The organism is Pseudoalteromonas sp. GABNS16E (genome assembly GCF_028598715.1).
Taxonomy (GTDB): domain Bacteria; phylum Pseudomonadota; class Gammaproteobacteria; order Enterobacterales; family Alteromonadaceae; genus Pseudoalteromonas; species Pseudoalteromonas atlantica.
Window position 1 is genome coordinate 35,729 of the sequence record NZ_JAQREZ010000007.1, and the last position, 12,339, is coordinate 48,067.

The 12,339-nt window shown below is 41.0% G+C and carries 7 protein-coding genes; 3 read left to right on the plus strand and 4 right to left on the minus strand.

The genetic code is table 11. The features are described from left to right. Positions 1-289 precede the first annotated feature (289 nt). Both PSI06_RS04715 and PSI06_RS04720 read right to left on the minus strand, forming a co-directional pair. Positions 290-2,416 (minus strand): TonB-dependent siderophore receptor, encoded by a 2,127-nt coding sequence (locus PSI06_RS04715; protein ID WP_004586194.1) that lies wholly within the window; start codon positions 2,414-2,416, stop codon positions 290-292. Positions 2,417-2,822: 406 nt separating this feature from the next. Further along, positions 2,823-3,992, minus strand: coding sequence for a DcaP family trimeric outer membrane transporter (locus tag PSI06_RS04720; protein WP_004586195.1), 1,170 nt, complete (start codon positions 3,990-3,992; stop codon positions 2,823-2,825). Positions 3,993-4,410: 418 nt separating this feature from the next. Between PSI06_RS04720 and acs the strand changes: the two genes are divergently transcribed. From acs to PSI06_RS04735, 3 genes are all read left to right on the plus strand, one after another. Next, positions 4,411-6,351 carry an acetate--CoA ligase gene (gene acs / locus PSI06_RS04725; protein ID WP_273603052.1) on the plus strand — a complete coding sequence of 647 codons (1,941 nt, stop codon included), beginning with the start codon at positions 4,411-4,413 and terminating at the stop codon, positions 6,349-6,351. Positions 6,352-6,455: 104 nt separating this feature from the next. Beyond that, positions 6,456-7,106, plus strand: a complete 651-nt coding sequence (locus tag PSI06_RS04730) for a response regulator transcription factor (RefSeq protein WP_004586197.1) — start codon at positions 6,456-6,458, stop codon at positions 7,104-7,106. Between the two features lie 275 nt (positions 7,107-7,381). Then, positions 7,382-8,977: an AbgT family transporter gene (locus PSI06_RS04735; RefSeq protein ID WP_273603051.1), complete on the plus strand. Its 1,596-nt coding sequence runs from the start codon at positions 7,382-7,384 to the stop codon at positions 8,975-8,977. Between the two features lie 309 nt (positions 8,978-9,286). On the opposite strand, the gene purU is transcribed toward PSI06_RS04735, so the two are convergent. Together purU and PSI06_RS04745 are read right to left on the minus strand one after the other, a co-directional pair. Beyond that, the gene (gene purU / locus PSI06_RS04740; RefSeq protein WP_024033106.1) at positions 9,287-10,117 is read right to left on the minus strand and encodes a formyltetrahydrofolate deformylase; all 831 of its coding nucleotides are present in this window, start codon (positions 10,115-10,117) and stop codon (positions 9,287-9,289) included. 297 nt (positions 10,118-10,414) lie between these two features. Further along, positions 10,415-12,301, minus strand: a complete 1,887-nt coding sequence (locus PSI06_RS04745) for a hypothetical protein (protein WP_273603050.1) — start codon at positions 12,299-12,301, stop codon at positions 10,415-10,417. Positions 12,302-12,339 lie beyond the last annotated feature (38 nt).

Sequence of the window (12,339 nt, forward strand, 5' to 3'; positions counted from 1 at the left end):
TAATCAGCAATGGTTAGCGCCTTTTTGTGTTTAAAGCACGCTAAAACTATAACCTTACAGGCTTTAATAGATGCAGTTTAAATAGCACTTAGCCATATTTTCAGTGAGGCTGGCTAACAAGTTCGCTTTTTAATTGAGGCGCGTAATAAAAGCATGCTATTGCAATTACTTTGCATAAGGTAGATAGCGCAAGGAGGGGGGATATGCGTTTTAACTTAAAGGGGCTTAAAACAAAAACGGCACTAAAAAGTGCCGTTTAATTTTAAAAGCCGTACTTTAAAAAAGCGACTTATAGCTGCCAGTTTACAGATAGCGCGTAGTTACGCGGCGCACCGTAATAACCTTGAGCCCAGTATAGGCTGTGTAGGTATTTTTCATCTGTGGTGTTATTGACGTTAAAAGTAACCCCAACGTTTTCTGTAATTTTGTAGTTAGCCATTAAATCAAGAATACCGTAAGCATCTTGGTTCGTGGTTATAAGTGCAGCGCCGGTTGCATCTTCAACTTGTACGCGGCTAACCGAGTCTTGCCAACGATAATTTGCACCAAATGTTAAGCCTTCAACAAATGGTACTTGGTAAGTTGCAGCCAGTTTTAGCTGATTCTCTGGCGTGTAATCTTCAACTAAATCATCACCATCAATACTTAAATTACTAAAGCTGATGCTTGCACTTAAATCTTCGGTCACTTTACCACTTAATTCAATTTCAAAACCGTCGCTGGTGATTCCATCAGCACCATAATAACGAGTATCGCTTGGTAATGAATCAGGTAATGCAACAGCTAGGTTTTCTTGTTTTGCATCAAAGTAAGCAAAGGTTACAAATACTTGATCGTCTAAAAGCTGTGCTTTTAAACCAATTTCGCTACTTTTACCTGTAATTGGCGCCAATTGCTCAGCATTAATATCAAGCTCTTTTTGTGGCACAAAGGTCTCTGTGTAACTTGCGTAGGCTGAAAGCGATTCATTAAAGTCATACACAGCCCCCACATACGGGATAACTTCGCTGTCGTTACGTGTTTGTTCAACACCATAAGCAGTGCCCGATGTTTCCCAATCAGTGTAACGTACACCTGCTAACACACTTAGCGGAGCGCTTAATTTAATGCGAGTAGACATATAAGCTGATTGCTGTTTGTTTTCTATGTCACTGCCATTTAAGCCATCAGCAAGGGTTGCTTCAGGTACTACGCCATCCCACGTATCAAGCGAAGGCATTGCTGGGAAGCCGTTGCCCGTGGTGTAATCGTAAAGCGACTGCTCGTTGTAATCCATTTTTGCTTGACTAACACCAAATGACAGGTCGTGTTCTTGGCCAAATAAATCAAATTTACCGCTGGCGTATAAATCAAATAAATCGTGCTTATCTTCGTAGTCGTAACGGCTTGCGTAACCTGTTAAACCAAGGCCAGTTTCGCTATCTGGTGTGCCATATACGTAAAATAGTTCTGAGTCTTGCTCGTTTTCTATGTGTGCGTAACGCGCTGTTGCAACCCACGTAGCCGATAGGTTTTGCTCAAGTGTTACATATACTTGCTCTGCGCTGTTGTCCCAGTAAGACCAATCAGATGCCGTACTTGTAGAGGCGTCGTAGTTTGTTGCTGTGCCATCGGTGTAATAAAGAGGGAGTGCGCCCCAAAGTGGGCTATCGGCATCTTTTTGTTGGTTAACATAGTTGATGCTTAATGTCGTGTCGTCGGTTAGCTTGCCTTCGTAAGCAAGATAAGCAATTGTTTTATCTGTTTCGTAACGATCTAGGTATGACTCCGCTTTTTGCTTGGTAAATACGGCGCGCACAGCTTGGTCGTCGTTAATTGGCGTTGAAACATCTACTTCTAAACGCTTGTTGTTCCATGAACCATACGATGCAGATGCATGCGCTTGAGTTATGTAAGTTGGTTTTTTTAATACCATATTTACGGTTGCAGATGGGTTACCTGCGCCAGTCATAAGGCCGTTTGCACCACGTACAATTTCTACACGGTCGTAAATAGACGTATCTAAAGTGCCCTGAATAGAGCCTGAGCTTTGTGGGATGCCTAAACCATCAACCTGAAAGTTTGTTATTTCAAAGCCACGGGCTTTAAAATAAGTACGGTCAGTTTCTATTTGTTCTACAGTTACACCGGGGGTGCTCTCTAGCACTGAGTTAATATCATCTAGTGAAAAATCATCCATTAAAGCGCGAGAAACAACAGAAATACTTTGTGGGGTTTCTTTGATTGTTAGGCCTAATTTTGTAGCAGATTGCGCATCTTCTGTGATGTAGTTTTTATGATGCTGGCCATACACTGCTATTTTTTCTAATGAGTCATCTGTATTTGTTGTAGTTTCTTGTGCAAATGCATGACCAGATAAAACAAGTGAAGTAATAAGGCTTAGCTTAGATAAACGCAAAATTTGTTGGGACGACATGTGTTTTTCCAATAGGTTCAAAAAAGAAGTGCATAACATAATCTAAATGAGAGTGATTTTCAATAACATGTTTGTTGTTTGTGCAAAATAATTAGTAGTTATCCGAAATTGTGGGGATTTAGTGGATTTTAGCAACTAAATAGCCGCTTAGTTTAGCGCTAAGGTAATATTCCTTAATCGCAAAGAGAGTGTTATTTCTGTACAAACTTTTATCTGAGCTCTTCCAAATGCTGCTATTTAAGCTTGTTTAAGCGCTAACCGTGTTTAATTTACTGAAAATCTCAGACAAAAAAGCATTCTTAAATACCATTACTACCACAGTACTATTAAACCTTTTAAGCAGAGTTCAAGTTGTATAGCTAAAAAAAAGCGGCCTAAACCGCTTTATTGTGAACACTATGTTTAATTAAAAATTGTATTTTACAGAAAATTGTAAGCGCTCTAAATCACCGTCAATACCACTTTCTGTTTCGCGCTCGGCATGTTTAAACTCTGCACCAAATGTTAAACGCTTAACCGGTGAGTATAAAATGTTTGCACTAAAGCTTTGGCTTGATTCAACAGGGTCGCCTGATATTGTTAATAGATCGGTGTTGTTGTCAGCACTAAAGAAAGAATATAAGAAGGTTGAGCGCCACTGGCTTGTCCATTTATGTTGATAAGCAACAAAACCAGATGTTGAGTCTATTGCATCAAGCTCATCGCCATTAAGCACAGCACCATGGGCAACATTTAAGCCCACGTAACGGCCAAGGCCTTTACCTTGAGTAAGCATAAATTTAAGGTAGTCTTCGCCAAAATTTACACGGCCCGAAGCGCTAATACCAAACGAGGTTTCATCAGCGTCAACATCGCCTACTTTATAAGTAAGTTGGCGAGCAAGTGCTGCAACTACAAAGTTACCCCAATCGGCATTGTGTGTGTAGCGCGCAGTAAAATCAGGAAGTGACGCATCATCTGTTTCTACACGTGCGCCACCTTGAGTGGTAATTGTGCTTTCTGGGTTTTCTAGTGAGAACGACCAAGCACCGGTTGTGTACTTAATTTGCGTTTGGCGAACAAAAACAGTGCCTTCAGCAGGGCCTACAAAATCAAGTGTTTCTGCAAGTGCACCCACGTTTTGAAAGTTTGACCATGTTTGACCAAATAACCAGCCATCGTAAGTTACAAATGCATGGCGAATACGTGGTGCATATGAGTTTGATACGCGCTCGTTACCGCCAGGTGCCGATGCTAAAAAGTCTAACTCTATTTTAGTTTTAACTGTTTTACCGTTATCCATTAACGTTGACGTACCAAAGTTAAAACGTGACTCACGTGCATGCATATCAAATACGGCATCCGAATCATCGTCATCGCCTACTGGCAGTGTGCTTGGTACGTAAAAATCACGCCCTACATTTGAGCCATCAGGAGCGCCTGCAGAGTAATCACTCCACATTGTATCTAGCTTAATGTATCCGCCGTAAGTAAATTCGGTGTTACCTACTTTAGCTGCAGTTGCCGCATAAGCCGTGCTTGTTAAAGCACATAATACAGCACTCGCTGCAAGAGTTTTTAATGGGGTAAATTTCATTGTGGTGTCCTTTAAAGGCTACTTGTTGTTTGTTGCTTTTTAAACGTTCAAATGTATTACTTGCTACAGGTATTACTTACGAATAAAAATTTATTTATCTTGCATCACGCTACGAGTTCGTTAAATAAGTGTTTAACTTGCATGGCTGCATCATTATTTTAATGTCCGAAAACCACTTTTAAATATGTGCAAAATTTACTCAATTACCTATTGGTCTATAAGACGAAGGTTTAAGAGTAATTTAATGGCCACTTACTTATATTTAACATATTGTATTTCTATGTAAAAAAGTCATGAGCGGCGAGATTATAAACCACAAAATGTTAATTAGAAGGGTTGTACAACTAAGGTCTAATACTTAATAAAGTACTGCTGAGTAATCCTTTAATCATGGCAAGTTATAAAAATGGAGACTGAGATGTCACAAAGTATCTATCCTGTTCCTGCACATATTGAAAAAACGACGTTAGTTAATAACGAAAAATATAATACACTCTACAAACAGTCGATTGATGACCCACAAGGGTTTTGGCGTGAACATGGCCAGCGCTTAGATTGGTTTACTCCGTATACTAAAGTAAAAAACACCTCATTTGATAAAGGCCATATCGATATAAAATGGTACGAAGATGGCGTTTTAAATGCCTCTTATAACTGTATTGACCGCCATTTAAAAACCAAAGCCGATAAAGTTGCGCTTATTTGGGAAGGAGACAACCCAAACCAAAGTGAAAACATTACCTACCAACAATTACATGATGAAGTGGCGCGCTTTGCCAATGGTTTAAAAAAACTGGGCGTACAAAAAGGTGACCGAGTTGCTATTTATATGCCGATGACGCCGCAAGCCATTTACGCCATGCAGGCCTGTGCACGTATAGGTGCTATTCACTCGGTTGTATTTGGTGGTTTTTCTCCCTCTGCCATTGCAGATCGAATTAAAGACTCTGGCGCTAAAGTGGTGATCACATCCGATGAAGGCCGCCGAGCTGGTAATTGTGTTCCTTTGAAAGCGAATGTTGATGAAGCCGTAGCACAAGAGTCGGTGACAAGCATTGAACACGTTATTGTACATCAGCTAACCGGTGGCGAAGTTGATTGGAACGAGCACGATATTTGGTGGCATGAGCTTGTTGCCGACCAACCGGCGCAGTGCGAACCGGAGCCAATGAATGCAGAAGATCCACTCTTTATTTTATATACTTCGGGCTCTACTGGCCAACCTAAAGGGGTTGTGCATACTACAGGGGGTTACTTAGTTTACTCATCAATGACCCACGAATACGTATTTGATTTACAAGAGGACGACGTATATTGGTGTAGCGCCGATGTAGGTTGGATCACCGGCCACAGCTATATTGCTTATGGCCCATTGGTTAATGGCTGTACGCAAGTGGTATTTGAAGGCGTGCCTACTTACCCAACCGCAGGGCGCATGGGAGAGGTGATTGATAAGCACGGCGTAACCATTTTATACACTGCACCAACCGCTATTCGAGCGTTAATGGCTAAAGGCGATGAGCCAACCGCGTCATCTAATCGTCAAAGTTTACGCATTTTAGGCTCGGTGGGTGAACCCATCAACCCTGAAGCGTGGACGTGGTATTACGAAAATATTGGTAATGCTAACTGCCCAATCGTAGATACGTGGTGGCAAACCGAAACGGGCGGCATTATGATCACCCCACTGCCTGGTGCCACTCAAACTAAGCCAGGTTCAGCAACGCATCCGTTTTTTGGTATTGCGCCGGCTCTATTTGATGCAGAGGGTAATACACTAGAAGGTGCCGTTGACGGTAATTTAGTGATATTAGATAGTTGGCCTTCACAAGCGCGTACTGTTTATGGCGACCACGAACGTTTTGAACAAACCTATTTTAGTGCTTACCCCGGTGTTTACTTTACAGGTGACGGCTGTCGTCGTGATGAAGATGGCTATTACTGGATCACAGGGCGTGTTGATGACGTGCTTAATGTATCAGGGCATCGCTTAGGTACCGCTGAAATAGAAAGCGCGCTGGTTGCTCACGAAGCTGTAGCAGAGGCCGCCGTAGTCGGTTATCCGCATGATATTAAAGGCCAAGGTATTTATGTTTACATTACGCCAAATGAAGGCGTTACTGTAAGTGATGAGCTGACAACTCAAGTCCGTAATTGGGTACGTAAAGAGCTAAGCCCAATAGCTTCCCCTGATATGATTCAATGGTCGCCTGGCCTACCAAAAACGCGTTCAGGTAAGATTATGCGTCGAATTTTACGTAAAATAGCCGCAAATGAACACCAACAGCTAGGGGATACATCAACACTTGCAGACCCAACCGTGGTAGATGAGCTCATAGAAAACCGATTAAATCGTTAAATGCGCGTTAAAAACTTGATTACAAGTTGATTCTAAACGTAGTATATCGGCTGTCAGTAAGTACTTTATACCTTATTGGCAGCCGAATTTATTAGGAGCGAACCATGAGTCAGTTTTTAATAGCGGATGATCATCCGTTATTTCGCGAGGCACTAAAAGGAGCATTAAGTGCTAAGTTTGACGATTTAGAGGTATTTGAATCATCAGATTTTGACAGCACACTGCAAGTGCTTAGCGAACAAGAAGATCTTGATATATTACTGCTAGATTTACATATGCCAGGTAATGGCGATTTATATGGCCTGATCCGCATTCGCGAAGACTACCCAAGCTTACCCATAGCGGTTGTCTCAGGAAGTGAAGACATAAACATAGTGTCTAAGGTAATGGGTTATGGCGCAATGGGCTTTATTCCTAAGTCATCATCTTCAGATGATATTGCTAATGCTATAAACCAAATACTAGAAGGCGATACGTGGCTTCCAAAAGAGTTAAAGAATAAAGTAGCCGAAATAGAAGGAGAAGACAGAGAAATTGCCGCGCAGGTTGCATCGTTAACGCCGCAGCAATATCGTGTATTGCAATACCTTCATGAAGGGTTACTAAACAAACAAATAGCGTACGAACTACATATTTCTGAGGCAACAGTCAAAGCACACATTACCGCAATTTTTAGAAAACTTGGCGTTTATAACCGTACTCAAGCCGTTCTTATTGCAGCTAAACTACAACTAGAACCAATAGAGCAAGCTTAAAATATTAAAAGCGCTAAAATTTGTTTATCGTTTAGGCAAAGCAGTGTCTAGCTAATGTGCTTATTGCCTGTTTATAGGTGATAAGCGCTTACAAATACCAGATATTCGCTGCTCTGGGTGATATGGCAAGACTGAATAAACTTCAATCCACAAAAGCCAATACACTCAAGCAGCGCTTTTTAAACTTAAAACCTACACGTTATTTACCTTTTATACATGATCTCTTTTGCAAACAATGCTAGGTTAGCGCAATTTTGTAATTTATAGAGCCAAGTATGACAGACTCCACACACTCACCTAATAATCAACCTAAAGACAATAACGGCTTATTTAATCGCTTTTTAGCAACCGTTGAGTTCTTAGGAAATATGCTTCCTCATCCCATTACTTTATTTGCGATATTTGCAGTTTCAATTGTGCTAATAAGTGGTATTGCCGATTGGTTTGGGCTAAGCGCAATTGACCCAAGACCGATTGGGGCAGCAGGGCGTGCGCCTGATGGAGTAATTGAAGTTGTTAGTTTACTCAGTGCTGAGGGGCTACAGCGTATTATGACTGGCTTGGTTACTAACTTTACCGGTTTTGCGCCTTTAGGCACTGTTTTAGTGGCACTACTTGGGGTAAGTGTTGCAGAGCATTCAGGGCTACTCTCTGCTGCTATGCGAGGCATGGTTATGGGCGCGTCAAAGCGTTTAGTTACCTTTATGGTGGTGTTTGCGGCCATAATGTCTAACACAGCTTCTGAGCTTGGCTATGTGGTGTTAATTCCGCTTGCAGCCATGATATTTCATAGTTTGGGGCGCCACCCTTTAGCTGGCTTAGCGGCTGCTTTTGCCGGTGTTTCTGGCGGCTATAGCGCTAATTTACTACTTGGCACAATAGACCCATTATTAGCAGGTATAACTACGCCTGCAGCGCAAATGATTGACCCAACGTACGAGGTTGGCGCCGAGGCTAACTGGTATTTCATGATGATATCAGTATTACTTATTGCCGCACTGGGTACACTCGTAACCGAAAAAATAGTAGAGCCGCGTTTAGGTAAATATAACCCCGATGAAGCCAGTATCGACTTGTCACAAAATAATATTGATACACTTACCGCGTTAGAAAAAACCGGTCTAAAATGGGCGGGTGTTGCTCTATTAGTGGTGCTGTCGTTATTTGCTTGGACGATTATTCCTGCCGATGGTATTTTACGCCACCCAGAAACAGGCCAAGTGGCAGGCTCGCCTTTTTTAAAAGGAATAGTCGCAATTATATTTGTAACTTTTAGTGTGCCAGGCTTTGTTTACGGGCGTGTTGTTGGCAGCATGAAAAACGATAAAGACATTATTAACGCAATGAGCAAAAGCATGAGCTCAATGGGTTTATATATAGTATTAGTATTTTTTGCAGCCCAGTTTGTGGCCTTTTTTAAATGGACTAATTTAGGCACTATTTTGGCAATTAATGGTGCAGCACTATTACAAGCGTTAAACCTTACTGGCCCAGAAGTGTTTGTATTGTTTATATTAATGTGTGCAATGGTTAACTTGAGTTTAGGCTCGTCATCGGCGCAGTGGGCGATTACAGCCCCTATTTTTGTGCCTATGCTTATGCTTATTGGTTACGCGCCAGAAACCATTCAAGCGGCGTATCGTATTGGTGACTCTGTGACTAACTTAATCACCCCAATGATGAGCTATTTTGGCTTAATTTTAGCGGTGGCAGTTAAATATAAAAAAGACATGGGTATAGGAACGTTAGTGGCCACCATGCTGCCATACAGTATTGTGTTTTTTATCGGTTGGGTCATTTTATTTTACGTATGGGTGTTTGCTTTAGGCTTGCCAGTAGGACCTGAGTCACCTATTTATTACACACCTTAATGGTGGATGCCAATTTACAATTAATTACGGTGTCGGATAAAACACAGCTACAGCTAATATCTGACTCTAATTAAGCTGTTAGGCATAAAAAAGCCAGCATAAGGGGAGAGCCCTGTTGCTGGCTTTATAGTATGTAAAAAGGGGTCTTATACCAATCCGCAATAATACTTAATCATTTTCAGGGGCTAAACGTGTCGCTATCTGCGTAAAAAAATTCTCATTTAGAGCAACTAAATAGCGAATTTTTTGCCTTGCTATCAACACGTTTATCCATCCTCAAAATAGATCACTTAATTATGCGGAATGGTATTAGCTAAATACCACGGTTTTATTACCGTTAATAAATAGTTTGTGTTCAGAAGCTAGTTGTAAGGCTTTACTAAACACGGTTTTTTCTACGTCTTTACCCATTTTAGCCATCATTTCAGCGGTGTTAGCGTGCGTTACGCTGGTGACGTCTTGTAAAATAATAGGGCCTTCATCTAGCTCATTATTTACAAAGTGAGCCGTAGCACCAATAATTTTTACGCCGCGCTCAAATGCTTGATGATACGGTTTAGCGCCAATAAATGCCGGTAAAAACGAGTGGTGAATATTAATAATTTTGTTCTCAAAGCGACCCACAAATTCAGGGCTTAGTATGCGCATGTATTTTGCTAAGCCAATAATGTCAGGGTTATAAGAGGCAATTAAATCACCTACTTTTTCATCATGCTCGGCGCGACTTAGGCCTACGTGCGAAACAACATGAAAAGGCACATCAAAGCCTTTTGCTAATGGCTCTAAATCTGGGTAGTTGGCAATCACAGCTAATACTTCAATATTTAACGCTTGCTCAAACTGTTTAAGTAATACAGACCCTAAGCAATGTGCTTCTTTTGTTGCAAGCAGTACCACTTTAGTTTTTGTATCATCATGTAGAGCAAGTTGTGCACCCTCAGGTAATAAAGCGCGTAATTGCGATAAAAAGTCACTTTGTGGCTCGCCGGTTAGTTCAGTGCGCATAAAAAAGCGCTTGGCGTCTTTATCTACAAATTCGTTATTACGTGTAATATTTAAATTGTGCGCGTGGCAAAGCCCTGTAATTTTGGCAATTAGGCCTACATCGTCGGCACATTGGGTGGTTAGTATATAGCTCATTTTCCTCATTCTTACCCAGTTTATAATTGCTTCATTATTTGGTTTTTAACGCATAAAGCAAGGGGTTTATGCGTAAATTTAGAATTAATCGGTCAAATAGGTATAAATGATTCAATAAAGTGAAGGACAATTAAAAATACGTTAATAATAAGGCAGATAAACACCATAAATTTTAACAAGCTGGTATTTAAAAAAGGTTTAGTGGTAAGTATTTAGTGCGCGCACGGTTTGTAACCTAGTTGCCTAGATTACAAACCGCGGCGCAGTTTAGCTTTTACAAATATAGCAAAGCGATTATTAAGCTTTAGGCTCTGGTGTTAAGTTCTCTTCTTGCCTTAGGTAACCTGCGGCCTCTTCATCCTCTTTTGTTATTGCTTGCTGAGTAGGTATTGCACGGGTTTGTTGGTTTAATTGATGTATTTGCGATGCATTACCTAAATCGCGCTCACTGGTAATTGAAGCAATCGATTCGCGGTCTTTTAGAAAGGCAATTACATCATTTTTAATGGCTTGTAATTGACCTTCATCTTTGTGCATTTCCATTATATGGCGAGGATGCTCAAGGTTTTTCATACCGGTGGCAGCAAACGTGCTCGTAATAACACGAGAGACAATGACCCATGGCGTGATACTGCTGCGCACTAAGGTGTTTTCTGAGCGAGTGCTGTCGTGAATACCTGTCCCCGTTGAAATTTTAGATTCGGTAAATGTACCTTCGCACTTAAAGTACACAAGTAATGATTCAAACTGCATTTCGGCAAAAAATAAATGAGCACAGTTAGCCAATAAACGAGCAAAGGCTTTAATAATCACTGCTATTATTAAAATATGAACACTGCTCATTAGTAAGCTACTAAACTGTATAACGTTTTGATTATTAAACGCTTGCTGTAAATTATTAATATTAGCGCTATCTATGTAGTAATAAATATCTATTAATGAATAGGCTAACCACACCGTTAATGCTAACGCCACAATATAAAGTAAATTAGCACTGATTAGCGCAATTAATCTGGCTAGGGTAAAGTTTTTACCTAGCTCCATAGCATGCAGTTTAGGCTGAACCTCTTGAATCATTTCGCCTTTAAAACCGCCTTTACCCTCTATTTGCTCTTGCAGTTTTGGGTCTAGCTCGCGGTAAACTCTATTAGGCACTTCTTTGTAGCGTCTATTTGCCATGACAAGATTATCAAGGTTTATAAATACTTCATCAGGGTGAACAGACTCTTGCCAGTTTTCACGTAATTCTGACACTTCGGCGGTAGGGGTCACTGCGTTTAAGCGTGCTTTGATCATTGTAAATACTAATGCGCAGCTTAACGTTGCTAATATAATAATGGCAATGAGGTATATGCCAGCATGCAAGTTTGGCAGTTGTGCCAGCCACGCGTCTATTTCTTGTTTGCTGATATGTTGCTCTTGCATTAGCCACGACATAGAAAGGCCAATAACAATAGGCAAAATAAACGACAACGAAATAATTTTAGCTAATGTACCGCCTCCCAGCGCTTCAATGTTTCTTTCAGCATTGCGAGAGATAGGTTTGCTACTTGAGCGCCAAGAAAAAAGCACATAAAACATTAAAATAGCACTGTAAACCGGAAAGGCTAATTCGCCAGCTTCCCCAGTAAAGCCCGACAGCGAAACAAACGCTACAAGCCCATAAGCAATTAAGGCAACAAGCGTGCTCACCCATGAGCCAAATAATCGCTGCGCAACATTTCGAATTGGGTAAGGTAAAAATAACAGTTTGGGAATTAAGCTGTGTAACAAACGAGATAAAAATCCGTTAGGCTCTTTAAAGGTACTGTTTTTACGACCAACCAGCATTTCTTCGAGTGATTGGGCGTTATAGGCTACTTCTTTTTTTTCTTCTTGCGCGGTAGAGCTCTCAGACTTACTAAAATTATACGCAAGCGATGTAGGGTGGTTTCTGCCTACAAAGTATTTTAAGGTGGCATAAATACCTGACGATAAAGAGCGAATACCCAGCGCTAAAATAAACATGCCAAATAGCATTAAAATCCAGCCTGCGGTGGTACTTTCTTTCACCGAGCTTGCAGCTATAACAAGTAAACTTACGCCTGCTACCGACTCAATAATACCTCTTAGCGCGGTTACTTTACCTTCCAACTTAAAGGGGTTTTTTAACCCAAGATCAATAGAACCATAATCAAATGCCATTGTATGCTCCTTGTAAACAGCACATTATTTAAGGGGGG

Excerpts from the sequence above, each read along its gene's own strand:
- PSI06_RS04715 (WP_004586194.1), bottom strand. The coding sequence starts at position 2,416 with ATGTCGTCCCAACAAATTTTGCGTTTATCTAAGCTAAGCCTTATTACT.
- PSI06_RS04720 (WP_004586195.1), bottom strand. The coding sequence starts at position 3,992 with ATGAAATTTACCCCATTAAAAACTCTTGCAGCGAGTGCTGTATTATGT.
- acs (WP_273603052.1), top strand. The coding sequence starts at position 4,411 with ATGTCACAAAGTATCTATCCTGTTCCTGCACATATTGAAAAAACGACG.
- PSI06_RS04730 (WP_004586197.1), top strand. The coding sequence starts at position 6,456 with ATGAGTCAGTTTTTAATAGCGGATGATCATCCGTTATTTCGCGAGGCA.
- PSI06_RS04735 (WP_273603051.1), top strand. The coding sequence starts at position 7,382 with ATGACAGACTCCACACACTCACCTAATAATCAACCTAAAGACAATAAC.
- purU (WP_024033106.1), bottom strand. The coding sequence starts at position 10,117 with ATGAGCTATATACTAACCACCCAATGTGCCGACGATGTAGGCCTAATT.
- PSI06_RS04745 (WP_273603050.1), bottom strand. The coding sequence starts at position 12,301 with ATGGCATTTGATTATGGTTCTATTGATCTTGGGTTAAAAAACCCCTTT.